Genomic DNA, 26980 nt, shown 5'->3' with positions numbered 1-26980 from the left:
TTCTGAACCCCCTAAATCCCCCTTATCAGGGGGACTTTAAGAATTCGCTACTGCATCCAGGTATAAATTTGACGGAGTGCGCCTTCGCTTTGGGTCCACAACGCCCTTTTGAAGGGTGAAATGACCTTTGTATAACTGGCGAAATCTGTTTGGGTTGCTCGATACTGCTCTTTGTGCGCAATTAACCCTGCGTTCTCCGGCGGTGACGCGCCAAAATCGACCCATTCGTATTCTTCATGACACGCTTGTCTGATGATATAGTGGAAAATCGCATTGTTGGGACGGTATTTCAGGAATGCTGGCACAGAAGCCTCACACCACAACGTCACCGTCCGATTGAAATGTAGGTAGAGGAGTCCGGCGATGATTGTGTCCCGATATGTAGCGATGGCAAGTTTGGCTATTTTCCGCTGGAGGAGCGTCTGCATGAGTACTCTCGGTTTCGGCGTGCCGGCTAACCGTTTGACAGTCATGAGATACATATCGTAAAATGTAGATAACGCCTCTTCACTATCTGTATCCGTAACCTCTACCCCAGATTTTTCCGCCTTCCGAACGGCACCACGCACCCTTTTGTTGTAGGCGTACCAGAGGGCATCAACATTTTGGTTCGTTTTTAAAAGATGTGTGAAATGATCCGTCCGTTCGTATCCAGTTTCAATGAAGACATCGCCGTAGGTTGTGGTATGCTCTGGAGACAAGGTCCAACGGATTTCACACCACCCTTTTTCCACTGCAGCAGTTTCAATGGATGTTATCAATGCTTCGCGATTTAGGTGCGAGGTATCTGTAAGATGTATACCGCCGAAAAGATTCCACGGCATCGAGTGCCACAAACGGATACCCGGTATCGGTTGAAAAATGAAAGCAGGCAGCCCCCCGATCACTACATCTTGTTGCTTAACGAGCATATAGACCGGAGTGAGTTGTTTGAATGCACTCGCCAAGGCATCTCGCCACGCGAGACTTTGGAAGGCAGTCGTGTTTGGGCATTGCTGAAAGACAACATCCCACTTGTCCTGATTTTGAGGGGTAAGGGGTTCTACCGTATACATACGCAGCTTGAAGGCTATACGACCAACGCCGCGAACAACGCCTTGATGTAACCGACGGAATAGGCTAATCCTACATTGCCTTCTAATCTCGGAATGTGATCGGCGTTGATGCATCCGTCAAATCCAACCTTCTGTAATTCTCGGACGATTTTGAAGGCGTTCATATCACCGTCGTCAAGGAGTACCTCTTCAAATGCCCCAGCAGTCGCGAGGCTTCCGCGGACATTCCGCAGGTGAACCATGAAGATACGCCCTTTCCGTCCGTAGTTATTAATTTCATCAAGGACGATGGTGCTGCCACCGGCTTCAGCACGGGTGCCGCAGCAGTAAAGGTAACCGACGTTCTTGCTTGGGAACGCGTCAATGACCCGGTGGAAACCGAGGCTACCGAGTGGGGTGTCTGGATTCGGGACATCTGACGGATGGATAGCGAGTTTAATATCGTGCTCATCGGCAATAGGGACGAGTGCGCCGTAGACCTCGATAAAACGTTTCCACCACTCGTCAAGTGCTTCCATCGTCGGTGTGTCTGGCGGATTCTTCGTTGCGGCACGGCTTTCGCCACGTGAGGTATACCCACCTCTGTGAACAGAAGAATAGCGCGTCATGAGATAGTCAAACGTATCTCCCCAGAACCGTTGGCGTGCGATAGGCACACCGGCTTCAGCGAAGACACGGAGTGCGTTACACGTGTTCTCGAGTTCCTTTTCGCCGTCGGGTTGTCCTGTCATAAATTTCTCAGTGATGTTCGGGAGCGTCACACGGTTGATGTCGAGTCCCCAAGAACGGATACGTTTTTTGATTTTCAGTAGCTCGTCCAAATCGGGATAACCCTGTTCGTTAACACCGGGGAAAGCCCCACCATTCCCAAAGTCGATGCAGTCCGCACCGAGTTGCGTAACTTGTTTAAGATAATTCTCTGAAAGTCCACCATCCCAGACTGAAATTTTCATATTTTTAATTTTCCTTGCGGTTCAACGAGCGTGATTAGCAAATTGACATGCCTTTCTGTAGAGTCGCCCTCCATTTCATTACGGGCTTGCCATTTAGTGTCTACAAAGAAAAATAAAATTTTCCTTGCGGTTCAATGGGCGTAATTAGCAAATTGACATGCCTTTCTGTAGAGTCGCCCTCCATTACATTACGGGCTTGCCATTTAGTGTCTACAAAGAAAAATAAAATTTTCCTTGCGGTTCGATGAAGAGGGTTAAGCATTCACACCCGCCGCCGTAGCTATGAAGAAATACTTAAGCAAAAACACCCTCTATTTCACCATGGGCTTATAATAGCGGTTTCATGAAATGTGTAGCCATGCGGAACAAACTAACAGGTTATTCTACAAAAGAGACACCTACTTATCCCACTTGCCATTAAAGAGGTAATGGAACGGGTTGCCCGCTCTCAACGGATTGATATGCGGCAAGCGCGATTTCGACCGCAGCGCGACCGTCTAACCCTGTAATCGGCGGGGGTGTATCGTTGCGGATTGCATCTACGAAAACGCGAATCTCCTCTTGCACCGGCGGTGGCACTTCAATGTCTGAAATTTTGATCTGTCGTCCTTCGCCTTCAAAAGGTTTAATCTGGATAGTTGCGTTCCCACCCCAAGTCTGTGGGAAATAGATAGAGCCGCCTTCGCAATCAACGCGCCCGCCATATCCACCGATAGCGGAAATGTGGCTGGAGTGGAGTAAACCGATTGCGCCGTTCGCGAACTGCAAGGACGCAAGAACAACATCAGGATAGTCGGATTCTTCTTGCACATACTGTCCACCAGCAGCGTAGACAGAGGTAACGTCACCACAGGTCCAACGCATAAAATCAATTTCGTGGGCATTGATTTCCATGAGACTTCCACCGGATTTCGCGCGTTCGAGTCGCCACGGGACATAACTCCCGCCACTACGCCAAGGTCCGCCGATCCGATGTACCATCATACACGCCGGGGCACCAAGTTCACCACTTTGGACAATTCCGCGAACTGCGGAATGTGTCGCGTGGTAACGACATACCAAACCGATGGTGAGTTTAACACCGTTTGCCTCAGCAGCAGCGATCATCGCATCGCAATCGGATAGGGTTGGTGCCATCGGTTTTTCGGAAAAGACGTGTTTCCCTGCTTTCGCGGCATCAACAGCGATCGGTGCGTGCATAAATGGCGGTGCCGCAATCAGTACGGCGCGAATCCGATCATCAGCGAGTAGTTCGTGGTAGTCCAATACATAGGATGCATTGAGGTCTGCAGCCAGTTTTTCCGCTAAGGCTTCCTGCAAATCGCTGACGCAGATAACCTCTATTCCCTCAACTGCGTGTGCACTGGTGGCAAGGCTTCTGCCCATCCCACCGCATCCGATAACACCAACTCCAATCGTTTCCATATTTTTAATTTTCCTTGCGATTTAGAACTTATGAAGAAAAGAAAAACTACTTTTAATTTTCCTTGCGGTTCGTTTAGAGGGGGTTGATAAAAACGTTCCGAAACATATATTCAGCCCGGTGCGATGCTTGGGCTTACACGCTTTGGTTGTCTATCTCCGCCTTGCTTTGATGTGTCCCCATGTAGTACTCAAGTGGTTTGCCGAGGGGCTGACATCAAGTCCTGTGGCTTCCATGTTGTTCTGAACTTCTGCCGCGCTGAGGACTCGATCGTAAATTCGGAACTCGTCAAGATAGCCTTGGATTGTATCACAATCGCATCCATCGGACCGGTCACCAATACCGAGGAGAAGTCCACCTTTAGTGATTTTACCGCCCTTCATGGCGTACTTTTTCTCCTGTTTTCCGTTCACATAATAGTGAACTGTTGCGCCGTCATAAGTGCCAACGAGATGTAGCCACTGTTCAAGCGGAATATCTTCTAAAACATTGTCCTTTGCCGCCTGGGTTGATTGACCGCCTGCTCTGACGAAAAAGCCGTGCTGGTTATCATCATCGTCGTAGTAAAGGCTGGCAACTGCACTGTTCGTAGGCATATCGTCGAGTGAGATAATCCGGTTCCAACTGTCATCCAAGGCAGTGATATAGACCCAGCATTCCAAAGTAATCTCATCCCAATCTCGGTCGATTTTTGGCGGTTTTGAATCTTCGACAAGGAAGCGATCAACACTGCCATCAAAAAGGATACACTCGCCGACCTTGCAATCGGAGGCGGGTGCAAGTTCAGGATCACCGTGTACGGCTGCAACAAGTCCTGATAAGACATCCGCAGCCTCTGTTTTAATCTTTACTGTATCCTTGTTGAAGGACCAGTAAGCGACTAAACCGTTTTCAACTGCCCCAACACGTGCGTTAACAGGTTGTGCACTCCACACTTGCATCACAAGCAGGATAAGGATTATTGTGAGGAATTGCGGGTTTTTCAGAAAATATCTTTGCTCGGAATGGACGCTCTTTTTTATGTACATAATGTCCCCCTTGTATCTGATAACATGGTGTAAGGAAACCGAGGATGGAAACCGCCAGTTTCCTATTACAACTTCAATTCACAATGATACAACACACAAGCACATCACACTACAGCAAAAGAAGCGCGGTCAGGTCTTAAAACATGTCGCGCATAGCACGCTCACGTCTGTCAGCGTCTCGGCGTTCGCGTTCTTCATCAGATATCTGACCGGTCTGTTCGGCAATAACGGGACGGTATTCGGCGACTTCGCTTCTCCGCTTGAATACACGGAAATAGTCGAAACGGGTTAAGGTTGGTGGAATGTTTCCGGGACACAATGCATGTAAGCCAACATCGGCTGCTTCTCCCATACCGACATTGGTTTGCCCGCAGCTTTTCCACTGGATACCATCTGCACTCGCGAAAGATGAGAATTGATTCCCTCGACGTTCCAAACGTAGGAACAATTCCCGGACGTTTCTAAGTCCGGCACCGCGCCCGCGTAGATTAAAAGAACGCCCGACGTGCCGTTCAAATCGGACATCGCCTCTGAAGGCGTGCGGTCCTGAGGTTTTTTCAAGCCGTAGGAATCGGTTAGCGTTTTTCCAAACCAATAAACCGCCGTGTTCTCTGAGCTGTGGTGTAATTCGCATACGTGTTTCAATGGCGAAGTCTCCAGGTACTCTCATAAGGAGGCGTGGCGCGCTCATATCACCACCACTCCCATTTCCGTGCCAAAGGTCTTGCCCGGGGTCGGTCCGCATTTCCAGGTAGCCTTGCCGTTCTGCCCACGCCCCTCCGCCTTGCGGGTCTTCCCATCGCCACTCTGGCCGCATACGATTGCCAATAAACTCATCTTCAAACACGAGTTCAGTGAACTCACCAGAGGATGCCCAGCCCTCAATCTTGATGGCGGAGATAGAATCTCCGAAGTTTTGAGGGAGTAGATGGAGGTTCGGCAACTCTTTTTTATATTCACTCGGTTCCATACGGATCGGTATGCTGGCTCCCTCAAACTCTGGGTGTTCGTAAAAGACGACCTCCGCGCCGTCCCGTGGGAAATCGGGTCCTTTAAAGATACGGATCGATGAAATTCTGTCTTCAAACCATGTTCCACCTTGCGGATCCCGCAGATTAGCGATGTCACGGAGGATAGTGATTTTTTTTCCGCGGAATTCGACGTGCTCATAACAGTCAACAATCAGTGGGATCGTACCCCACTCAGGTCCAGCGACATCTAAGGATGACCCGAAATTGATTGATGAGATTCTGTCCGCGAAGTTGAAAGCGGTATCATGCAGGTTCGGATAAAACCCGGGACCGAGTGCCAACCTTTTACCGCGGAAGTCCCGATGTTGGTGAAGGATTACCTTATAGTTCGGATTTGATGAGAAATTTGGCCCCTTATAGACCCGAAGCGAAGAGATATTGTCTTGAAATCCGATGTGTGCCGTAAATGGAACGGGTTCCACAACATAACCCATTCTACCTCGGAAGTTTGTATGTTGGAATATTTCAACAATGAGGCGCGGTACGACGACTGGCATTTTTTTCTCCTTTTTTGTGAGTTATCAGTTATCGGTTTTCAGTTTTCAGTAAAAGAGAGTTTCATTTTAATACTGTTTCTTTGCTATCAAGGTTTCCAAACTCTTGTTTATGTGTTATTGATGGTTGCCTCATAAATTTGGGCATACCCGCTTCGATCAGATGTGAATACGACATGTTGTCCGTCGGGACTGAAAGATGGATGTGGATGTGTATGTTGAGGGGCATACACCTGAACAGGGCCGTTTTCATAAGGGAAGGGTCCGTTCCAATGTTCACCGAGAGACGAAGCCCCGGGGTAACATAAAGTCTGCGGTTCGCCGATCCCATCAAGCACATCGAAAATCTGGATACCAATGTCCGGGAAGTTCGTATCTGCGACCATACGTGTGCCAGCGGGATTGCTAATAGCGTGCCAAGCGTTGAAGGTCGTCACCTGTCGTTCTGCTCCCGTGTCAACATTGATACACCTGACCCCTCGGGGCCAATCGACAAAAGCGAGTTCACGGGTTCCCGGAATCCAAGTTTCGTGTGTAATCCACTCATTCTTTTCGACATTCCGTGCGTAGAGACGACGATTGGCACTGCCATCACGATGAATTACCCACACACGGTCGGTGAGAGGCCCTGCGTAATAGAGCAAATTAGCATCATCAGGGCAGAATTGAAGGTGCGCAATACTGTCCCTTTGCAAGATGATGTCGTGCTCGCCGGTGTCTGTATCTACGATAGCGAGGGCAGATGCCTTCCCGATTTTAAATCTGATTGCCCACCACTGATCGTCGTGACTGAGCGCGGTTGTTCCCATAGCGGCAGCGACCATGCCTTTTTCTTTCATTGCTGTCGCCGTGAAGTTCACGAGTTCTCGTTCCTCCAAGGTCTCCAGATCGAGTCGCCATCCACTTGTACCAGCGGTGAAAAAGACTGCCTGACCATTATGTGATGGATGCACAGACCATTCCGATTCTGCGAGGTCAGATCTGTCTGTCAATTGGCGCAGTTCACCGGTAGCCCGTTCTTCTGCGAATATTTGCGGTGCCCCGGTTCGGTTAGAGACAAAAATCAGCCGCTGCATCGCGTCATCATACGCAGGTATGATAAAGAAGGGGTGATGATGATGCGCGGACGCGGTCGTGACCTGCCTGATACGTGTCCCTGTGCCTCGGTCATAAAAAGTTCGAGATTCCGAAGGGCGGACTGTGCCTTTCGCCATGCGTATATCCTATAAAGTCGGCGGACATAAATGCCCGCCGAAACGGTGTGTAAAGGTCCTATTCTTCAAAGGCAGCATCAAACGCCACAGCGGAGGGTTCAAAGTCGTAGCCTTTGACAGCCCCACAAGATTCACTGGCACCGTGTTCTCGATCCATACCGCTGTCTTCCCATTCAATGGAAAGTGGACCGTCATATCCCATGTTGTTCAGTGCCCGGATGATTTCTTCAAAGTTAATATTACCGCGACCGATGGATCGGAAATCCCAGTTTCTTCGCGCATCGCCGAAGTTCAGGTGTCCACCGAATACACCGGCTAACCGCGGTGTATCTGCCCACCAGACATCCTTCATGTGGACATGATAAATCCGGTCGCTCAACCGTTCAAGGAAGGCGACGTAGTCAACGCCCTGATAACCGAGATGACTCGGATCGTAGTTGAATCCAAACGCTTCTCTGCCGTTGACTGCCTCGATTGCGCGCTCGGCAGTGACGATGTCGAAGGCAATTTCAGTCGGATGGACTTCAAGTCCGAACTTAACACCAACTTCGTCAAAGACATCGAAAATTGGGTTCCAGCGATTGGCGAAATCTTCAAAACCGGCATCAATCTGCTCTGGCGCGGTGGGTGGAAAAGAGTAGAGGAGATGCCAGATCGAACTGCCAGTGAAACCGTTGACGACGCTTACACCGAGTTTCGCGGCGGCGCGTGCGGTGTTTTTCATCTCTTCCGCTGCGCGTTCTTGAACGCCTGCGGGATCGCCATCGCCCCAAATAGCCTCAGACAAAATACCCTGATGTCGGCTATCAATATTATCACAGACGGCTTGTCCAACGAGGTGATTGCTGATGGACCAGACCTTTAGTCCGTATTTCGCGAGTAGGTCGTGCCTGCCTTGGCAGTAACTGTCATCTGCGAGTGCTTTATCGACTTCAAAGTGGTCGCCCCAACAGGCGAGTTCTAAGCCGTCATAGCCCCAACTGCTTGCTTTTTCTGCTAATTCTTCGAGTGTTAAATCTGCCCATTGGCCTGTAAAGAGTGTTACAGGTCTTGCCATAATAATCTCCTTTTTTCTGGCTGTCGGCTGTCGGTTATCGGTTTTCAGTAGACTTAATCAGAGACCTCTCACCGACTGCTGAGAATGAGCGTAGCGAACGCCCTGACTGCTGACTGCCAACCTAAAATTACGCGGGCGGTGTGTAACTCGCGTCAATCCATGCACGTTGTTTGCCGCTTTCTACAGCCGCGTTGATGAAATGCACACCGCGGGCTCCATCTTGGACGGTCGGGAAATCCGTGTCAAACTCAGTCGGAGTTTCGCCTGCGATTTTTGCAGCGATGGTGCGTGCGGCGTTGACATAGATATTTGCGAATGCCTCAATAAAAGCCTCTGGATGTCCGAAAGGTATCCGTGAGTTGTGCTGGACAACCTCTGCCAAATAGTCGTTGCCGCGTTTGTAAACTTGCTCGGGACCGTCTGGGAAACGGACGGAGAGATAATTCGGGTTCTCTTGGTGCCATTCGAGTGAGGCATCGGTGCCGTAAACGCGGATGCGTAAGTTGTTCTCTTCACCTACAGAAATCTGTGATGCGTACAGGACACCGCGGACCCCATTTTGATAATGGACTAATAAATTCCCGTCATCTTCTAAGAGCCGTCCCTCTACAAAAGTCGTCATGTCTGCACAGATTTCTTCGATTTCCAGTCCCGTGATATAGTGTGCTAAGTTCTCGGCGTGTGAACCGATGTCCCCGATACACGAGGACGCGCCTGCCTGCTTAGGATCAGTGCGCCAGACGGCTTGTTTCGCGCCTTCGTCTTCCAAGAATGTGGCGAGCCAACCTTGTGGGTATTCTACAACGATTTTCCGAAGCGTTCCGAGTTTCCCCGCTTTCACGAGTTCGCGTGCCTGCTTCACCATCGGGTATCCCGTGTAGTTGTGTGTGAGTGCGAAGACAACATCGTGCTGTTTGACGAGGCTACAGAGTGTCTCGGCATCGGCAACCGTTGTCGTCATCGGTTTATCGCAGACGACGTGGAACCCGGCTTCAATAAAGGTTTTGGCGACATCAAAATGGACGTGATTCGGTGTCACGATTGAGACGAAATCGATACGTTCGCCTTCGGGCAGTTGACTCTCCTTTTCCGCCATTTCTTTATAAGAGCCGTAGACTCGGTTTGCGTCGAGAAAGAGTTCGCTCCCTTGTTGACGCGACTTTTCGGGTGATGATGAGAACGCGCCAGCGACGAGATCAATTTCTCCGTCAAGAGCCGCAGCTTTACGATGGACGGCACCGATGAACGCATCCGGTCCGCCACCTACCATGCCATAACGTATTTTCCTATCCAGTGGCATCTTGCGTATTTTCTCCTTTTGAAAATAAGATGTTTTAGTCCCACTTTATATTATTCCACATTTGATGATTTTTTTCAAGCGTTTGTTTTCGTTTCCCAGAGGCATTCAATTGTCGGTTTTTTTCATCATTTTCGCGGTGGTATCGCGAGCGACAAGGAATCCGCAGAAATACCCAAGCAAAAACAGGCCCCTTTATCCCCCCTTATCAGGGGGCAGGGGTAGGTGAGTACACCGCAAAACCGCACTTACCGGGCCTGGGGAAATTAGAATTACCCGAACTTTAGTATAATTTATAAAGGTAATGTAAACAAAATTTAGCAAGTTATAGTTAAACGGATAAAAGCAATCACGTGAAGGTTGCAGCATTATCATTTTCACACCTAATTGGAACACACCTCAAACCGATTTAAAATTTCAAACTTCGTCCACAAATACGAAGGATGTGCGTAAGTTAGAAAAAAGGAAGCATATCATGAATAGCCATTTGAGAATTCTCACAGCAATCGCTTTTACGCTGATATTGATAGCCGGTATTACCGGATGTTCAAATGATGAAGAAACTCCCGCTACAGAAAATCCAATCGCTGCTGGCGCAAGTGACGAAGAGTCGTCAGTCCGCTACGGTCTTACCGATACATACGACAATGTCCGAAACGGTGCCCGTCTGGTTATATCCTATAATGCGGGGACCGATGCCTTTACAGGCACTGTTACAAATACGACCAATGCGATTTTAACGCAAGTTCGCGTTGAAGTTCATTTATATGACGGTACGGTCACTGTTGATGAACTCGGTCCAACACCGAACGTTGACCTTGCGCCGGGCGAATCGCACGATGTCACACTTCCGGTCGGGGGCCTATCCTTTACCGAGTGGGTAGCACACCCCGAAGTCGGCCCTAGCACTGGCAGTGGTGGTGAAGGTGCTGAAGGCGGCGGGCATGAACATGGCCCAGGTGGCGAAGGGGCTGGCGGTGGTTAAGCCAACCACTTCAGCGGACGATGTTAGCGGATGCCTCCAGGCGAGCAATATACCAAATCGCTCGCTTGGCTATAGGGCAAACGATAGTAAGTTACATTTTATTTTTCATCGATTCATACCAATCCAGACAATTCATGCTTTTAGAGAGGAACCTACTCATGAAACGCAATTTTGGAACCCTCACGCTACTGGTCGCCATACTGATGGCGGCGACGCTTATCGGTTGTGAACGGACAACGCAGCAGACAATCCCTATGATGCCAGTAGCAGATGACGAAGAGTCGGCAGTCCGACTCGCTATTACCGATACTTATGACAATGTCCGAAACGGTGCGCATCTGATTATATCCTATGATGCAGTGACCGATGCCTTTACAGGCACTGTTACAAATACGACCAATGCGATTTTAACGCAAGTTCGCGTTGAAGTTCATTTATATGACGGTATGGTCACCGTCGATGAACTCGGTCCAACACCGGATGTTGACCTTATGTCCGGTGAATCGCACGCCATCACACTACCAGTCATGAGCCAATCCTTTACCGAGTGGGTAGCACACCCCGAAGTCGGTCCCAGAAGTGCTGGCGGCGGCGAAGGTGGTGCCGAAAGCGGTGCTGAAGGTGGTGCCGAAGGCGGCGGCGAGCATGGCGGCCAAGGCGGCGAAGGTGCTGAAGGCGGCGGTAATTAAGCCAAGCACTTCAGTGCTGATACAATTTCAGAGGAGACTCTGTCAAGGGAGCAATACACCTATTGCTCCCTTTTTCGTAGATGCATCTACCAACCCCTAATGTGCCGTTATAGTAAAACCTCTAATTAATTGGGCACTCTCAAACAGTCTGAATACCTATAACAGGCATTCAGACTGGCACAGGAGACCAACGGTTTCCTATGCTACAAAGATGCCCGCTTATTTATGGGCTTCACTATAAAAACTAAGTTTTGGACAATTTTAGAGCGGGGCGGGAGACCCGCCCCCTACGAAGAACACAGAGTCGTAGGGGTTGGGAATGTAATACAAGGAATGGATTTAGTCTATTCCCAGACTAAATCCCCCAATCAGCAGAAAAGCGTCTGTTTTTTCTACGAGCGCCGTGAATGAGGGAAACTGATAAAAAAATAGATAGACCTTTGAAAACGCAGACCATCAGACGAGAATTGTCCAAACTTTAGTAAAAAAAAATAACGTTTGCAATTCCTATCTTTACACAAAGAGGTACATTCATGAATCCGATTTATGGCGTTCTTGCAGCAAGTACTATCATATTGATGGTTAGTATAAGTGGGTGTTCAAAAAAGAAAGAGGTGCCCATTGACAGTGGCGGTGAAGAATCTAATGTTGAATTCGCATTGGACGCGCAATACGATAAGGTTCGTAACGGTGCCCGACTCATTTTAACGTACGATGCCCAAAGTAATGCCTTCAAAGGCACGGTCGAAAATACCACAGACGAAACCTTGAAGCAGGTTCGAGTTGAAGTCCACTTATCAAATGGAAAAGAGTTAGGCCCAACAGTCCCGGGTGACCTTGCTCCCGGCGAAAAGAGAGAGATATTACTCACTGCGACAAGCACGAACTTCGACGGATGGACTGCACATCCGGAAGTCGGCGAGGGTGAACATAGCCATGGGGAAGAAAATGGTGAGCATGGCCGGGAAAGCGAGGGTGAGCATGGTCATGGAGAAGAGCGTGGTGAACATGCCCAAGAAGGTAAAGGTGAACACAACTAAAGGCTTCTACAAGGAAATTCGGTTCGGTTAGGAATGCAGATCGCCAATGTAAAGCATTCTCACTGCGAAGCAAAATTTGGTCTCCGCGTGTGGGAAACCAAATTTGGGTGAGTACACCGCAAAACCGAACCTACCGGCCTGGAGGTCGCGACGGTTATTTTTTCTTAAATTGACACCTATGGTGTTTAATTCAACAGGACTTACGCAAATTGAGCGAATATCAGGTATTTAGGACGCAAAAAGCGGTAATTGGGTTCCCTTTAAACCCCCTAAATCCCTTAGAAGAAACACCCCCCATATCCACCCTTATCAGGGGGGTAGGGGGACTTTAAGACGAAATGCGTAAGTCCTATTCAAAATTACCACAAGATAAATAATCCGGCATTTACGTCCCTCGCAAATTCTTTAATATCAGCGAAATGCTTTCTCAAATTGTATTCGACAGCACTTGTCGAACAATTCCCTATCCTGATCCAAATCACTTTTGGCGGGTAACCGTGAATAACGCTCCTATTCCTAAAGTCTGTATCTTTTGAAACGATGAGATAGTCGTTATCACGGGCGTAATCCCATAACTCGGTATCCGCTGCCGTATTTAACCCTATTGTTTTGACATGGATAGAATTAGGAAACAGGTCCGCCAGTAGTGTCACCAGTTGGTCGGATAGGTTCTGATCGAATAGAAGTTTCATCTGTGTAAACGACCATCTGCGATTTTTCTTTGTCCGCAGCGTAAGCAAAACAGGCGCGAATATCTGTCTCGGTCAACTCGGGAAAATCGTGAAGCACTTCCGCGACTGTCATACCCGATGCCAGGTATTCAAAGACATCGTAAACGGTAATCCGCATGCCCCGAATACACGGCTGTCCGCTGCGTTTCCCCGGTTCAATGGTAATAATATTTCTATAGTCGTTCATGGTATTCACCTCTTTCTATAAATGGTTAAGAAAGTATATCACAACTTGTGTTGATTAGCAATTGTTTCAGTAGGAAATTTCTAATTGGCAGGGTTTGGGATGCGTGTTTTTGTGAAGATAATGGATTTCTCTGTTGTCTGAATGCAGATCGCATTTGGTCGAGTACGCCGCAAATCGCGGATTAGCACGGAGGACGCGGAAGACGCGGATTGGCACTCTGTAACATCAAGTGGTTTGCTAAGCGGACAGTTTTTTGTTGGACTGCTATGCCTGCGCGGGGGTTAGAAGGGCGGTGATGTCCTTTGGTAGTTTGACATTGTATTTCTGTTCAAAGTCGGCAACATTTTCGTATTCTTTGCGAAACTGTTCAATGATGATATTTTCTTGTTTGTTTCTGGCAGTTGTAAGATCCTCTTTGGCTTTTTCCCATTTCTGCAAGCGTACAAATATCATACCGCGATTGTAGTATGGTTCTGCTAAATCAGTGTTGCGTTCTATCGCAGCGTCGTAATCTTTAATGGCACGTTCATAATCACCTTTTTTAGTGTAAACATTCCCTCGATTGTTATAAGGATCGACAAGGTCGGGTCTCAGTTCTATTGCTTTGGTATAATCTATAATTGCGAGATCATATTTCTCTGTTTCGTAGTAAATAATACCACGATTGTAATAAGGATAAGCAAAACCCGGATCGAGTTCTATCGCTTTGGTATAATCTTCAAGAGCTTGATTTATTTCCCCTTTGCGTTTATAAACTATCCCTCGATTGTTATAGGCTTCTGGCAAATTTGGGTCAAGTCTTATGGCTGTATTGCAATCTTCAAAAGCACGATCATAATCACCTTTCATGCGATAAACTGCGCCGCGATTGCTGTATGCCTCAGCATAGTTCTCCTTGCGCCTAATGGCTGTGTTAAAATTTTCAATAGCGCGGTCAATTTCACCTTTATTACCGTAAGCGATGCCTCGATAGTTATAGCCTTCGGCAAAAGTGGGTCGCCGATCAATTGCTTTGCTAAAACGTTCAATGGTGATATCGTAAGGTGTCTGTTCTGCTTGTGCCTGCATGTTTACATCTCCTTTTTGTCGCTCGGTTGAGATGGAGCGATTTGGAAGACCTCCTCCTTCGGCTGCGTTCCGACTCTGAAACCTTCTATATTCCTCTTTTGTCTGAATCGCGGATTATCACGGAGAACGCGGAGAACGCGGATTGTCACTCTGTAACATCAAGTTATTTGCTGAGCGGGCGGTTTTTTGTTTTCCTGCTATGTCTGCAAGGGAGTTAGCATTGCAGCGATGTCTTCTGGCGGGTTGACATCGGGGCTCCCTTCAAGATTTACGATGTTTCTGTTAATATGGTGGAATGCGTTGATACTGTTTTTTCCTATGATATTCGCAACAGTCAGGTCCAATCTTGCATTTTCCCACTGCTGCAGCCTTGACCATACCACGCCGCGATTGTAATATGCTTCGGCATAATCAGGATTAGATTCAATCGCTTTGCCCATGTCGTCGATGGCAAGTTCCAGCTCACCTTCAACTAAGTAAACAAGACCACGATTATTATATGCTTCGGCAAAGTTTGGCTTGAGTTCTATTGCTTTGTTGTAGTCTACAATAGCTCGGTCAAATTCGCCTTTGGCATAATAAGCGTAACCACGACTACCGTACGCGTCAGCGAAGTCTGATTTGATTTGTATCGCCGCATCAAAGTCTTTAATGGCAAGATCAATCTCATCTTTTTTATTCTGAACCACTCCGCGATTGTTATACGCTACTGCATAATCAGGTTGAAGTTCTATCGCTTTTGTATAGTCTTGGATGGCACATTCAAGTTCACCACTATTTTCATAAGCAACGCCGCGATTGCAATAGGCTTCGGCAAGTTCAGGATTTAGGCGTATCGCTTTGTTAAAGTCCTTAATAGCGAGACTTGTTATCCCTTTCATAACGTAAGCGTTTCCACGATTATTATAGGCATACGCCAAATTAGGCTGGAATTCTATTGCCTTACTCGTGTCCTCAAGTGCTTTATCAATATCACCTTTATCTTTGTAAACCGAGCTGCGATTGTTATACGCCTTGGCAAAATCGGGTCTGAGTTCTATTGCTTTGTCGAAGTCTCGAAGGGCTTGGTCTACTTGATTCATCTGATGGTATGTCAAGCCACGACCGTTATAGGCATCGGCGAAATTTGGTTTAATTTTTATCGCCTTTCTGAAGTCCTGAAGGGCACGCGCAAATTCACTTTTTTTGCTGTAGGCGATCCCGCGATCACAATAGGCATCAGCATTATCGGGCCTGAGTTGTATTAGTTTATTATAGTCTTTGATGGCAGATTCAAAATCACCTTTGATGCGATAAGCGTAGCCGCGTATACTATAGATAGGGGCGTAATCGGGTTTCAGTTCTATTGCCCTACTGTATTCTTCAATGGCTTCGTCGTATTTTCTCGCGAACAGCCTCTGGTTCCCGCGTCGCGAATGTTTGGAAAAAAGGTCGTCCCTATCAGTTAATTTGTTGTTCATAACAGTGTCCCTCAGGAGTCAAGTGCGTCAACTGATAAGTTATAAGGTTGTGTAGCATTATTTCTTTCAAAAAAACCGAGTAAGTCGGAAAATAAGGTTTTTTCCGAGATTCCCATTTTTTCTAACGCCGTTTTGATATCTGCTTTGTCACCGCTACGGATTGTAATTTCTTGTGTGATCATTTCTGTATCTATTTCCGGTAAGCCGAATAGGAACACCGATTGCTGCATAATCAACCGTTGGGTTTCCACTATTTGACTGTCCAGCGTCGGAGACCATAGATACCAATCTTCTTGATCAATCGGAAAAAATACTGCCAAATCCTGTTGAAGCTGTTCAATAGTTGTTATCTCTTCAATTTTCTCACTATTGTTTTCCAGCACAATAACCTTGCCATTTATGTTCTCACTAGTGCACGCGAACCAGAGAGCGACTAACGGAGCAAAGGTAAAATCAATTAGGCCTGTAGCAACACGATTATGCTGTAAATGCGCCATGCACTCTAAAGCGGACAGGTCTCTATATGTAGATGGATACCTCAGTTTAATCTCATCAATAATTTCAAGGAGATAATTTTGGTACAAATCGCGCAACGGATAAGGCAGAAGATCGTCTTCCCGTCCCAAATCCTCGGAACTGCTTACCAAGCGACGATAGGCACTACTAGTTATACGCCATGTCTCGTTTTCCTGACCACGATAGAGGTAGCTTTTTTCGGGATCGGTTATCGTGTCTATTTGGTTGATGTAGTCTGCTAAACTGGATATTTCTACCGGTGTGTTCATGCGATATTTCTTGATTCTATGTTCCTTCAACCACAATCCTTAATCAGATTATACAATTTAGGGGTGTGTTTGTCAATTGCTATTTTATACGAATCGCAGATTACCACGGACTGAATAGATTACGCGGATTTTAAGAGTGTTTCTGTTTGTAGTTGCGCAATTCGTTGCGCCTTTTCTGAATCGCGGATGACGCGGATTTTGTTCTTTGTGCATCCAAAATTTACTTTCACGAAACAAGATCAATGGTTGATTACGCGGCTTGAACGGAATAAGCATTGGAGGGCTGCATTGTGGGTTCGTCTGAATCGCGGATTTTCGCGGAGGACACGGAGGACGCGGATTAAAAACAGCGGGATGTGCTATCTACCAGCCTGCTGAGCAGCTTTTTCTATCCAACTGCCAAGGTTGTCACGCCCATTGTCATTGACCCAATCGTAATATGAGCAACAAGGATAAACCAAATTAGTGTTGGTGGTAGGTGTAAGGTTAAATGGGGGTTGCCTGAAAGGGCTTGCTCCCTTAGTAGATGTCCAACCGTGCCTATCTTTTACATTATGGATATACACACCAAGCAACCCATTTCCCTTTTCAATGCTTTGCTCAATTTCGTATTTTACCCATCTGCTATTAGCAGTTTGACTGCCAATCAAGACACAAGTCACAGATGTACCATCCATCTGCTTACCTATCCATCGTTTGATGGCAAGATCAGTATTTCTTTTCAGCGTTTCAATTTGGGCACTGTCAACAAAACCCGCTGCAGTATAACTTCCCTTTGCGACCCAACTGTGTCGGACTTGGTTGACGCGCCAGACATCATCCCAATCAAAACTAAAAAATACGTGTCGCATACTACCTCCAAAATTTAACAGAAATAAGTTATTATAAATACAACAATGGTAAAGATTGCCTCTACACCATAAAAAATACCAAGTACAATTGAAGAAAAAATGGATCTCCACCTACAGTTCGATTTGTTCGTGTGCTTGTTAATATCCATCTCAAAGTTAGTATCAGATTGATTTCTGACCTCATCATATATGTGTCGAAGCAACCGCTCCTGTCTGATAAAGTATCCATCAAGTAACCAAAATCCTATGATGGGAAAAATAAGTGCTAGGATCAAAAATGGACTTGGTAGATCAGTTCTCGTAATTAGAACCTTTGCTGCAACAAGGATTGTCATACTCCAGCCTTTTAACTGAAAACTGTTCCTTCCGATACGGTCTATAACAGACTGGGTCATTTCCAAATGCTTCGCGATTCTCTCCGCGTTATTCATCAATTTACCGTCCTTCGTCAAGGGCAGGTATATCCGATTATAGCTTAATCTTTCACTATTTTTGTGATGTCATAATCATCTTTGTTATCTCTTATTTCTTCCGCTGTATCAAGGTATTTATCCGTATCCCCGATAAAATCGCACCATTTAACTGAATAAATATAAGAAGAATGACCTTCGTATACAGTCTGGGGTAGATGTTTAGGGCAATCACTATATGTTGGTTCCTTGATATTAAACATATTATCGCGTAGTATCTGAAACAGTGTACTCGTGTGTAGGATTCTGCAATTGCAGGCAGAGCATGTGTCATCTTCAAGAAAATAACTATATGATGAATCTTCGTCCGGTAAGACGACTGCTAACATACCATTGGTTTGGCTTGTCCGATCATTCCGTGTGATTTCTTTCAAAGAATATGATATTTCCCAAGGAATCCATTGGTCAGACTCATTTTCAGATTCGTCTTTCATATTTGGTGAAATTAGGACAAGCGTTAAACTACTATCGTATATTTTATCTTTCAGATGTGTTTCAATCGTTTCATCTTTGAATTCACTTAAATCTTCATCACCTTCCCCTTTATAGATTTCATCATCTTCAAATAGTTCAATTAGTTCATCAACGTAAGCACGGGCAGTTGTTTCACCGTTAAGGTTTTCAACGCTATCATCAGAATGTTTATAGGAAACAAAAATTTTTCTAGCCATTTTAGAGTCCCTCCGTATCAATATTTCTCCAATAATCTCATTTCTACTTTCCTACGAAAAGCGGACAATTACCTAAGACAGTCAACAAATTTAAAACTATAGGTGGCAAATTTGCATTGCTTTTCGCAAAACTAAATTTCACGAGTAGTACACATAGACAACAAAGCAATTTTCGTGCCAATAGAAACTACTCAAAAACAGGTATTTAAAGGGTTTTATTCACCTTTTCCTCTGCCAATTTGACTTACTCTGCCAAACTGGCAAGGTAATTATAAATAGGAGAAGTCAATGGGAGAGTATTTGTCAGAGTTGAAAGTTAGTTAGGGGAGGGAACATATCCAAAAATCCGCGATTCAGACACTCCCCTCCACAATCGCAATCTCATCTTCCGTTAAATTATACAATTCATAGACCAGTTTATCAATCTCATTTTCCAAGTCTGTGGTGTCAGCGTCTGGGTTTTCGGCTTTTGTTGCAATGATATTATTGACAAAATCGGTAATAAGGGCTTTTTGAGCGGGGTTAATGTTAGGAACACAGATTTGCTTCATAAAGATACTGAATCCACGAGAAGTTCCACTTCCCAATGTGTTCGCCAACCGTGAATAATACCACTCTACAGATTTGGAATTGAGCAAACCGCATAACCAAGTTTCCTCTGTAGGTATAAAATAACAGGTATTACTACAGTAAGAAGCAGAGGTATCTATAGTGAAACTTTGGTGTCGGTAAATATCAGGATATACGATTTTATTCTTGTCAAATTCGGAGTAGTAAGCACAAGCCCTGAGATTCCACCAATTTTCACCTTGATCGTCTCTATGGAAAAGTCCTTTACCTCTCACTGTTATTTCTCCCAATTCTATCTGTTCCCCTATAGTCTCAAGGTGTTTGTAGATTGCTGGATATCTTCTTGGAATATCCAGATCATAACCAGTTGCAAGCACGTATAATCCTGCTTGCTTGGCATGGTAGCGGTTAATATCACGTCCACGCAGAAGTGGTTTTATGATTTCTGCTGACTTTGGATCTTGATCTATAAGTTCTTCACGTTTTGCTTCGTCTATGATGAACGCTTCGTTACAACCTGTTATGATTCCACGATAGATGTTTATATTCCAGTCTTTAAGCGGTTTGCTGACATCCTCTATTTTGCGTTTCAGGTTAAGTTCAGCAGATGAGAGTATCGCCCACGGTTCACCTTTAGCGGGCATTTCTATACTTGCGCCATTATCACTCAAATATCGGGCGATGTTGTCGGTCTGTCTGTCAAAATCTGCTCCGAGAGATACGCCTACAAAAGCAGTAGGAGCATTGGATACAGTTTTTTGGAACAGCAAGATATTTGTATCCACAGTAGCATCAAACACGTCTGGTCCCATATCCAGCAGTTGAATCGGTTGGGTAAGGGTTACAAAGAAATCTCTCAACTTTTTACCGTAGCCAGCGCGCATCCATTTGTTGGAAGTAATCAAACAGGCATGTCCATTGTTTTTCAAAAGTTGGTTCGCTTTTTCATAGAACAAACAGTAAATATCGCCGGTGCGGACAAAGGTTTCAAAACCTGCGTCTTGATAAAGATTTCCAAGTCTCCCATTCTCTTTTTGCAATTGGACATAAGGCGGATTTCCAAGTACCAGATCAACCCCGTCCCTGATGCCAAACATCCGCTCCGGTTCAAACCAATCTGTCTTTGCATTCTGGTCGTATGGTTTCCAGCGAACAATTTTGCGAGCATTTTCAAATTCGGCATCAAATTCCTGCTTACGCGTTTTAAAGGTTTTCTGTTCCTTTTCCCGCAACTGTTCACGCAGTTCAGCGGTGGGAAGTTGGTTCACTTTTTGATCTATTTCTCGTTGTCGGCTCTCTATCCATTCTGTTCGCTGCCGCTCCAATTCTTTCTCCAATTGTTTGCGGCACTTCTCCTCCTGCTCTTCAAGTTTACGTTTTTGTGTTCGATTATTTGCAAGAAAAAACTTTTCACGAATTCCGTCAATCTCTTTTAGCAATTGCTGTACGGTATCATCTTGGAACAATCCCCTTGTTTCGGATAAATCTATGCCTATCAGTGTATCCGCTGCGACAAAACGCGTCTCTAAATTCGGTAAGGGTTTAATACCGAAATTCTCTGCGTTCTGCTCGGGTTCCTGCTCAATTGCGAGGGATATGAAAAAGCGGAGTTTGGCGATCTGGCATGCTACGGGTTGGATGTCTACACCGAAGATGCTGTTTTGGATGAGGTATAACTTGCGCCCGAAGTCTGAATCTCGGTAACGCTTGAAAGTTTCGTCAATTTCAACGAGTTCTTCACGGCGTGCTTCGTCGTCTTGTGTATCAAAGGCGATTTCTGTGCGTTGGACGGCGCGTTCCTTCTGTAATTGTTCCCATCGGGTGTTATCTGGATCAAGTCGCCGGAGTGCAAGCGTGAGTTTGTGGAGCATCCCCATCGGGAATGCGCCGGAACCTACTGCCGGATCCAGTATTTTCAGTTCAGAAATTGCTCGGACGATGCCATCTGTCTCGGCATCGTCAAACCATTCGTTGGCATCGTCGAAGGCTTGGGCATAGTCGAGGAGATAGTGTAAGCGTTCATCCCACAGTTTGGTGTCGTCATCGGTTGGGTCGCATTTCTGGGATAACGTGGCGACTAAGGCTTCTTCTACCATGTAGTCAACGATAGCGCGTGGGGTATAGTAGGAGCCTGTCTGTTTTCGCACCGTCGCACCGGTTTCAGGGTTATAGGCGGCGAGTAGATTTTCAAACACTCTGCCGAGCAGTTCGGGGTCCAACGCCACTTCTTGCTCTATCGGTGTGTTTTCCTCGACGGTGAATTTGTAGTGTTCAAGTAGGGGGATGAGTCCTTGTTGTGTGTCAAAAAAGAGGTGGTTGGGGATGGATAACTTGTGGTACTGATTATCGGAGAAACAATCTATCCGATAACTCTCTTTGCCCGTCGCTTCCCAGCTATCCAAGCAATCGAACAGTCCGCCGTTGATGAAGGGTGTTTTGCCGAAAATCTCTAACAGTTTATCGGGGTCGCGCATCTGATCTTTATAGCGATAGCGTGAGAAATCCCGATTTGTGGCGTAGCCAACGGTGCTGAACTTTCGCTTGTCTATTTCGGTGTTCAGCGTGGCGAAAAAGAGGTTTTGTAACACGGCGCGATAGTAGGCATCACCGTTGTCGAAATCATTCTCTGCCAATAGGTCTTGGATTTGTGCTTTGTTGAACAATTCATCTGCTACCAGTCCATTTTCCTTGATAAACCAGATAAAGAGTAGACGCGTGATTAAGCGTATGACATGCTCTTCCGGTTGTAAAGTGCGGTTTTCGTCTGTTGGGAACATTGCTGTCTCTATTGCCCATTCATACCACGCGAACAGTTTTTTATAGAACTGTTTGTTGAGTTCCTCGGTGTCCAGTTTGGCGAGCCACGCTGATAGTAGACCGTCGAAGTTTTTCGTTTTTTTGTTGGCATCCATATAGTTTACGCGATCTTCAAATGAGAGTTCAGACAGAATGTCAAGATGTGCGCGGTGGGGATTATCCAAGCGAATGTCCTTGATGAGTGTAACCTGTCCTAAAACATCACGATCCCCTTCAGTTTTGTGGGGACGGCGATCGGTAAACCCTATAGTTAGACGGTTGGCAACGCGGAATAGTCCGACAGTCGGCGCGCCCAGTCTCTTGTTGATTTCTCGTGTGAATTCGGCGTATTTGGTTCGGGAATAGTTGTTGTTTTTTAGTTCGACTGCAGAGAAAAGGAAGCTGTCTGTATTTCCCTTGTCGAAACCATCTGACTCGAAAAGTGTCTGCTGAATGTCATCCGCGATTTCGTGGCTTGTAAACTGGAACACGATTTGCACGGATTCGGCGTTTTTGCGGAATTCTTGTTCGGTTCTGGTGTTCGGGTTCAGCGATGGGAATTCTTCAAGAAAGTCGTGGACGGTGCCGGAGAGTTCAAGCGTGCGTTCGCTTCGGTAGCCTATTGTTGCCAAGAGTTCTTTTGATTTTTCTAAAAGATCGCCGGTTGACATTGCTGCGAGCGCAGATTTGATTGCTTCCTTGTTCATTATGCTGTATTCCTACAAAAAATGGGGTGGCAGTGTGCCAACCCCTGTTATTTTTAATTGTTTAGAGATAGGTTCTAACGATTCGCGCTGCCCTATTCACGCGTACCCCTCCTTTCTGTCTTGAAACGTGATGTTAATCAAGGTTATGATTTGGGTTTACGGCATCTAAGGGGGCATCTGCAGATCCGTCAGTTGCGACTGTAATCGGGACAGTTTCTAAAGACGCAAGTGAAGGATGGCATCCCAAAGCACTGAGTACGGTTCTAAGTGTGTCAATCTTTGGTGTTCTCGTGCTATCTAACACTTCCGATAGGAGGCGTGGTTCAATGTCTATTTTCTTAACGAGTTCAGAAATTCCGCCCTGTGCTTCAACGACATACTGAAGTGCCAACTGAATTATGGCGAGATTCTCGTGGGCCTGATATTCTTCTATGACTGCATCGAGATAACCGCTCACATCATCCTGTTCTTTAAGTTGTTCTACAAGGAATGCATGCCATGTTCCATAAATTTTCATTGTTTATGCCTCTCTTTTGAAATATGATACCATGCCTCAAGATAAAAAGTCAAGATTGTCGTGTTGTGATGACAGGGCGATTTAGTTTTCGGCTCGGATATTGGTTTTGGTTGACAGATGTTAACCTTTCGACGCAAGATCGCGAGCGCAGCTCGCTCCTACAGAAGAAAATATAGACACATATAAGGTGAATTTTTAAAACTAAATAGTCCTTGTTGTGATGATTAGCCATGTAACGAGTTCAAAATCGCTGGAGTCTCTGGGAGCTTCGGATGCGGCTGGTAGTTTGAAACCGCGCGTGCCGCTTCTGCCCAAATTTTTAGCCTGCGTCTTTTGATGCGACCGTGTGACGTGCGCAATGACGGCGTTCAGGAGTTTGTTGTAATCTTCCATGTTCTCACCGTGTTGGGTTTCTTGATCGAATTGGAGGCAGAATTCTGACAACACATCGTCCTTGCCAATAGCGGACGCTTCAAACAGATCTAACACCTGTTTGGTGTTTGCACAGCCATAACGGATGTCGCCATTTTTGCGGATGTAGACTGTGTAATATGGATAGACAGGACTCGGTGTCTTTTTCTCCTTATCTGTGATGATGTTGCGTTGTCGGAGAAAGAAGATGACACCGGTTTCTGTGGGATTGTTTTCGTTGAAGGTGACGGCATACGCGCCTTTCGGTGTGGCTTCTAATTCATCTCTTTTTCTTTCGAGATACTTTAGCAATTGCGCAAAGAAATAATCAAGTGTAAAGTCGCTGATGACAATACCATCAGAGAGGTCGTCGAGGTCCAGGACATCTTGGCGAAGCTGCTCCAATTGCGCGTCCCGAAAATTGAGTTCCATCTGTGCCTGTTCATAGGTGAATTCATTCAACGGATCGTCATCGCCGCTTGCGGCTGCATCGGCGAGTGCCATACGGGATGCGACGCGACTTTGTAAACGGAGATAGACTTCCATATCTTCGGTGGGCCAGTAGTTAATCATCTTTATTGTAGCATTGCGGCTGCCGATTCGGTCGATACGACCAAAGCGTTGGATGATACGGACGGGGTTCCAGTGGATATCATAGTTCAGCATGGTATCACAATCCTGGAGATTTTGCCCTTCTGAGATGCAGTCCGTGGCAATGAGTAAGTCTATTTCGTCAGATGCGTTATCTATATTAGTCCGTGCTTTTGGTGCGAAATTGTTTAAGATGACGTTGAAGTTATTTTGTCCACAGGCGGTTTGTGTCAGGTCCCCGGAAACCATTGCCATGTTCAGTTTTAATTCATCGGCAAGGTCTGATAGTTTTTCATAGAGATAGACTGCCGTATCTTTGAAGGTTGTGAAAACCAGCAGCTTGCGATTAATTTTTCCGTCTTTGTCGGTTGTGGGGTTTTGTACCTTCTTCTGAATATGTGCTTTAATTGCCTTGAGTTTACCGTCCCTTTCCGGTGTGATAGCTTTAACGTTATCCGATGCAGCGGTTAAGGTCTCTTTGTCCTTGATAAGGTCATTCTTCCAGCGGGTACAATCCAATTCGCGGAGGTGATAGGGGTTGCGCGCTCGGTTGATCAAAAACTCTTCATCGTCTTCATCGTCGTCGGGCAAAACATCGGCTTGTGCGTTCTGCATATTCGGGTTTTGTTGGTATCGGTGAATCTTCTCCAGCATATCGTCGATTTTGCCGATGGTGCGTTGAAGTGTTTCCGACAGTGAGTGAGCGGAACTCTCGAGACGTTTCAGAAAATTGGTCTGCATCATGCCGATAAGGAATCGTTCACGGTCTGCTTGGTTGAAACGGAATCTCTGCTTTTCGTTTGCGAGTCGCTGTTTTGCTGCCTCACTGATGACGTAACTGGAAGGTCTATAGATGGCTAACTCGAATTCACCGATCTGGTCTGCCAGTGCCTTATAGGAGAGTTCACCCGTCAAATCTGTTGGAGGATGGCAATTTTCGGGTTTCTGTGGTGTCGGAAACTCGCCGATGCGTGTCATCTCTTCAGCGTAGAATGTCTTAATATGCCGTCGGGAGCGAGCAATAGAGACACCACCAAGCAGTTGAAAGAAATCGGCACCGAGTGCCTCCAGCAACTTCGTTTTCTCTCTTTGACCGTTCTCGCCGCTATCTTCTTCCCATTTCTTGAATTCTTTTTGCGCTTGGCGCAGCAGTGAACCAATATTACTGATCCCGAGACTATCGCTGAAGATATCCTCACGCTTTTCAGTCATAAGATAGATTTGGTTGCGGAGGTCAATGAGTGATGTATTCACGGGTGTCGCTGACAGCATCAACACTTTTGTTTTCGTGCCTTCCTTGATAACTTCTTCCAAGAGCCGTGTGTAGCGACTGTGTCGGATAAATTTACCGTCTGAGTCACGGACGGGTTTTGTATCATTTCGGAAGTTGTGGGATTCGTCAATCACAATCAGGTCAAAATTATGCCAGTTGAAATTTTCCAAATTAATACTGTTAGATTCGCCGGTGTAGCGGGAAAGGTCGGTATGCGATAGCAGCGTATAACCGAACTTGTCATCGAGGAAGGGATTGGTGTCTTGCGAGTTGTAGACGGGGTAGAGTGACCAATTGCCATGCAGTTTTTTCGGACATAGCACAAGGACACGTTGGTTTCGTAACTCAAAGAATTTTATCACTGCCAGTGCTGTGTAGGTTTTTCCTAACCCCACACTGTCTGCCAAGATGCAGCCGTTGTGACGCAACAGACGTGCGATTACGCTTTTTACGCCCTCTTTCTGAAATTCGTACAGCGTTTCCCAGACTTTAGTATCATACAGATGTGTATCTTCAAGGGTTTGGTCGTTGGTTTTTCGGGTTTCGATCTCGTCCCGGAAGAGTTCGTAGAGGGTTTTGTAATAGATGAGTTCCGGTGCGTGATCTTTCCCTATCTGTTCTAACTTGGCAATCACTTTTTTCTTGACATCTTCAACGAGTTTATCGTTATCCCAAATTTCGTCGAACCACGCTTTCAGGTCACGGCGATCTCGGTCGCTATCCACCTCAAGGTTGAGTTCAATGTTGCTGCTCTCATGAATCAAGCCTAAGCCGCGCATTGTAAAATTGGAGCTGCCCATAATCGCCTTTTCAACACCGTCGTTGGCGATATGATACATTTTCCCGTGCAGGAGATTTGATTTTCGTGTTGAACGGATTTCAACCTTTTCTTTTATCCATTCGGCGCAAGCTTTGGCAATCGGTTTCTGCTGAAGTTGTTTATGAAGTTCTAAACCTGTATCCGTAATACTAAAGGCTTTTTTCTCAGTGTTGGTGGGATCAAGGCTTTTGATGAAATCCGGATCACCGAACAAAAAACGGAGTTCTTTTATCTCGTTTAATGGTTTCTGGAGTGCTTCAAAGGCGTTGATAGTAAAGTATGCGGATACAATGGAGAGTGCTGAGCCGTTTTTGATTTCTTGCTCTAAAAACTCGTAGACTTTTCCTCGGCTGAGGTTGTCCCGGATACCAGATTTAAGGGATGCGTTTTTATTTGACATACAAAATCATTCCTGTGGTGCTCTAAAACACTAATTAACCCAACTTGCTACCTTTATGATTTTAGACGCACGCACACCGTTTTTCAGTGAAAAGCGGTCATTTTTGCGAAAACTTGGCGTGTTTCCTACCATTTTCGGCGCAAAGAGCCACAGGCTAACAGCCTATGCTACAAAGTGGCAACTTGGGTTGCTTCGGATTTTATGCAAGATATTTTCTAACTTGTTTTTAGTATAGTATAATTATACTATGGTTTTATGCGGGTGTCAAATTTTTTTAGAGGATAAGCAGGGCGATTCAGTTTTCGGTTTTTCAAGCACTTTGCTGGGAAGATCGCGAGCAAAACTCGCGCCTACAATCGGGAGGTGACAAGATTTTGCGTAAAACATGGATTTGTGGTATACTATT

The 26980-nt window shown here is 46.1% G+C and carries 20 protein-coding genes and 1 pseudogene; 3 read left to right on the top strand and 18 right to left on the bottom strand.

The window, feature by feature from the left end:
• Nucleotides 1-47 precede the first annotated feature (47 nt).
• The 8 genes from OXH00_04840 to OXH00_04805 all read right to left on the bottom strand — a co-directional run bounded on the left by OXH00_04840 (nt 48) and on the right by OXH00_04805 (nt 9555).
• Nucleotides 48-1055, bottom strand: a complete 1008-nt coding sequence (locus OXH00_04840) for a GNAT family N-acetyltransferase (protein ID MCY3740325.1) — start codon at nt 1053-1055, stop codon at nt 48-50.
• A gap of 14 nt (nt 1056-1069) precedes the next feature.
• Nucleotides 1070-2008, bottom strand: a complete 939-nt coding sequence (locus tag OXH00_04835; protein MCY3740324.1) for a mannonate dehydratase — start codon at nt 2006-2008, stop codon at nt 1070-1072.
• A gap of 417 nt (nt 2009-2425) precedes the next feature.
• Nucleotides 2426-3433 (bottom strand): Gfo/Idh/MocA family oxidoreductase, encoded by a 1008-nt coding sequence (locus OXH00_04830; GenBank protein ID MCY3740323.1) that lies wholly within the window; start codon nt 3431-3433, stop codon nt 2426-2428.
• Nucleotides 3434-3583: 150 nt separating this feature from the next.
• Nucleotides 3584-4459: a LamG domain-containing protein gene (locus OXH00_04825; GenBank protein ID MCY3740322.1), complete on the bottom strand. Its 876-nt coding sequence runs from the start codon at nt 4457-4459 to the stop codon at nt 3584-3586.
• Between the two features lie 136 nt (nt 4460-4595).
• Complete coding sequence (locus OXH00_04820) at nt 4596-5987, bottom strand: beta/gamma crystallin-related protein (protein ID MCY3740321.1); 1392 nt, start codon at nt 5985-5987, stop codon at nt 4596-4598.
• A gap of 107 nt (nt 5988-6094) precedes the next feature.
• The gene (locus OXH00_04815) at nt 6095-7198 is read right to left on the bottom strand and encodes an oligogalacturonate lyase family protein (protein ID MCY3740320.1); all 1104 of its coding nucleotides are present in this window, start codon (nt 7196-7198) and stop codon (nt 6095-6097) included.
• A 58-nt stretch (nt 7199-7256) separates the two neighbouring features.
• Nucleotides 7257-8255, bottom strand: a complete 999-nt coding sequence (locus OXH00_04810) for a sugar phosphate isomerase/epimerase (protein MCY3740319.1) — start codon at nt 8253-8255, stop codon at nt 7257-7259.
• Between the two features lie 127 nt (nt 8256-8382).
• Complete coding sequence (locus tag OXH00_04805) at nt 8383-9555, bottom strand: Gfo/Idh/MocA family oxidoreductase (protein MCY3740318.1); 1173 nt, start codon at nt 9553-9555, stop codon at nt 8383-8385.
• 472 nt (nt 9556-10027) lie between these two features.
• Here OXH00_04805 and OXH00_04800 point away from each other — a divergent pair, with 472 nt between their 5' ends.
• The 3 genes from OXH00_04800 to OXH00_04790 all read left to right on the top strand — a co-directional run bounded on the left by OXH00_04800 (nt 10028) and on the right by OXH00_04790 (nt 12266).
• On the top strand, nt 10028-10537 hold the full coding sequence (locus OXH00_04800; protein ID MCY3740317.1) for an FxLYD domain-containing protein: 510 nt from the start codon (nt 10028-10030) through the stop codon (nt 10535-10537).
• Between the two features lie 158 nt (nt 10538-10695).
• On the top strand, nt 10696-11226 hold the full coding sequence (locus tag OXH00_04795; GenBank protein MCY3740316.1) for an FxLYD domain-containing protein: 531 nt from the start codon (nt 10696-10698) through the stop codon (nt 11224-11226).
• 533 nt (nt 11227-11759) lie between these two features.
• On the top strand, nt 11760-12266 hold the full coding sequence (locus OXH00_04790; GenBank protein ID MCY3740315.1) for an FxLYD domain-containing protein: 507 nt from the start codon (nt 11760-11762) through the stop codon (nt 12264-12266).
• Between the two features lie 359 nt (nt 12267-12625).
• Here OXH00_04790 and OXH00_04785 read toward each other — a convergent pair whose 3' ends face one another.
• The 10 genes and pseudogenes from OXH00_04785 to OXH00_04740 all read right to left on the bottom strand — a co-directional run bounded on the left by OXH00_04785 (nt 12626) and on the right by OXH00_04740 (nt 26574).
• Complete coding sequence (locus OXH00_04785; GenBank protein ID MCY3740314.1) at nt 12626-12958, bottom strand: DUF5615 family PIN-like protein; 333 nt, start codon at nt 12956-12958, stop codon at nt 12626-12628.
• Nucleotides 12959-12980: 22 nt separating this feature from the next.
• Nucleotides 12981-13184: pseudogene (locus OXH00_04780) on the bottom strand (DUF433 domain-containing protein).
• 264 nt (nt 13185-13448) lie between these two features.
• On the bottom strand, nt 13449-14252 hold the full coding sequence (locus OXH00_04775; GenBank protein MCY3740313.1) for a tetratricopeptide repeat protein: 804 nt from the start codon (nt 14250-14252) through the stop codon (nt 13449-13451).
• 197 nt (nt 14253-14449) lie between these two features.
• The gene (locus OXH00_04770) at nt 14450-15712 is read right to left on the bottom strand and encodes a tetratricopeptide repeat protein (protein ID MCY3740312.1); all 1263 of its coding nucleotides are present in this window, start codon (nt 15710-15712) and stop codon (nt 14450-14452) included.
• A gap of 11 nt (nt 15713-15723) precedes the next feature.
• A complete protein-coding gene (locus OXH00_04765; protein ID MCY3740311.1) occupies nt 15724-16497 on the bottom strand; it encodes an FRG domain-containing protein in 774 nt (257 codons plus the stop codon).
• 359 nt (nt 16498-16856) lie between these two features.
• Complete coding sequence (locus tag OXH00_04760; protein MCY3740310.1) at nt 16857-17348, bottom strand: TIR domain-containing protein; 492 nt, start codon at nt 17346-17348, stop codon at nt 16857-16859.
• A gap of 475 nt (nt 17349-17823) precedes the next feature.
• A complete protein-coding gene (locus OXH00_04755) occupies nt 17824-18489 on the bottom strand; it encodes a TIR domain-containing protein (protein ID MCY3740309.1) in 666 nt (221 codons plus the stop codon).
• 353 nt (nt 18490-18842) lie between these two features.
• On the bottom strand, nt 18843-22562 hold the full coding sequence (locus tag OXH00_04750; protein ID MCY3740308.1) for an Eco57I restriction-modification methylase domain-containing protein: 3720 nt from the start codon (nt 22560-22562) through the stop codon (nt 18843-18845).
• A 133-nt stretch (nt 22563-22695) separates the two neighbouring features.
• Nucleotides 22696-23079 carry a hypothetical protein gene (locus OXH00_04745; GenBank protein ID MCY3740307.1) on the bottom strand — a complete coding sequence of 128 codons (384 nt, stop codon included), beginning with the start codon at nt 23077-23079 and terminating at the stop codon, nt 22696-22698.
• Nucleotides 23080-23280: 201 nt separating this feature from the next.
• The gene (locus OXH00_04740; protein MCY3740306.1) at nt 23281-26574 is read right to left on the bottom strand and encodes a helicase-related protein; all 3294 of its coding nucleotides are present in this window, start codon (nt 26572-26574) and stop codon (nt 23281-23283) included.
• Nucleotides 26575-26980: the final 406 nt, after the last annotated feature.

The sequence above is a fragment of the Candidatus Poribacteria bacterium genome (assembly GCA_026706025.1).
Classification (GTDB): Bacteria; Poribacteria; WGA-4E; order WGA-4E; family WGA-3G; genus WGA-3G.
Note: the sequence above shows the minus strand (reverse complement) of the source record. Positions and strands in the feature narration are given on the sequence as shown.

Excerpts from the sequence above, each read along its gene's own strand:
- OXH00_04840 (MCY3740325.1), bottom strand. The coding sequence starts at position 1,055 with ATGTATACGGTAGAACCCCTTACCCCTCAAAATCAGGACAAGTGGGAT.
- OXH00_04835 (MCY3740324.1), bottom strand. The coding sequence starts at position 2,008 with ATGAAAATTTCAGTCTGGGATGGTGGACTTTCAGAGAATTATCTTAAA.
- OXH00_04830 (MCY3740323.1), bottom strand. The coding sequence starts at position 3,433 with ATGGAAACGATTGGAGTTGGTGTTATCGGATGCGGTGGGATGGGCAGA.
- OXH00_04825 (MCY3740322.1), bottom strand. The coding sequence starts at position 4,459 with ATGTACATAAAAAAGAGCGTCCATTCCGAGCAAAGATATTTTCTGAAA.
- OXH00_04820 (MCY3740321.1), bottom strand. The coding sequence starts at position 5,987 with ATGCCAGTCGTCGTACCGCGCCTCATTGTTGAAATATTCCAACATACA.
- OXH00_04815 (MCY3740320.1), bottom strand. The coding sequence starts at position 7,198 with ATGGCGAAAGGCACAGTCCGCCCTTCGGAATCTCGAACTTTTTATGAC.
- OXH00_04810 (MCY3740319.1), bottom strand. The coding sequence starts at position 8,255 with ATGGCAAGACCTGTAACACTCTTTACAGGCCAATGGGCAGATTTAACA.
- OXH00_04805 (MCY3740318.1), bottom strand. The coding sequence starts at position 9,555 with ATGCCACTGGATAGGAAAATACGTTATGGCATGGTAGGTGGCGGACCG.
- OXH00_04800 (MCY3740317.1), top strand. The coding sequence starts at position 10,028 with ATGAATAGCCATTTGAGAATTCTCACAGCAATCGCTTTTACGCTGATA.
- OXH00_04795 (MCY3740316.1), top strand. The coding sequence starts at position 10,696 with ATGAAACGCAATTTTGGAACCCTCACGCTACTGGTCGCCATACTGATG.
- OXH00_04790 (MCY3740315.1), top strand. The coding sequence starts at position 11,760 with ATGAATCCGATTTATGGCGTTCTTGCAGCAAGTACTATCATATTGATG.
- OXH00_04785 (MCY3740314.1), bottom strand. The coding sequence starts at position 12,958 with ATGAAACTTCTATTCGATCAGAACCTATCCGACCAACTGGTGACACTA.
- OXH00_04775 (MCY3740313.1), bottom strand. The coding sequence starts at position 14,252 with ATGCAGGCACAAGCAGAACAGACACCTTACGATATCACCATTGAACGT.
- OXH00_04770 (MCY3740312.1), bottom strand. The coding sequence starts at position 15,712 with ATGAACAACAAATTAACTGATAGGGACGACCTTTTTTCCAAACATTCG.
- OXH00_04765 (MCY3740311.1), bottom strand. The coding sequence starts at position 16,497 with ATGAACACACCGGTAGAAATATCCAGTTTAGCAGACTACATCAACCAA.
- OXH00_04760 (MCY3740310.1), bottom strand. The coding sequence starts at position 17,348 with ATGCGACACGTATTTTTTAGTTTTGATTGGGATGATGTCTGGCGCGTC.
- OXH00_04755 (MCY3740309.1), bottom strand. The coding sequence starts at position 18,489 with ATGGCTAGAAAAATTTTTGTTTCCTATAAACATTCTGATGATAGCGTT.
- OXH00_04750 (MCY3740308.1), bottom strand. The coding sequence starts at position 22,562 with ATGAACAAGGAAGCAATCAAATCTGCGCTCGCAGCAATGTCAACCGGC.
- OXH00_04745 (MCY3740307.1), bottom strand. The coding sequence starts at position 23,079 with ATGAAAATTTATGGAACATGGCATGCATTCCTTGTAGAACAACTTAAA.
- OXH00_04740 (MCY3740306.1), bottom strand. The coding sequence starts at position 26,574 with ATGTCAAATAAAAACGCATCCCTTAAATCTGGTATCCGGGACAACCTC.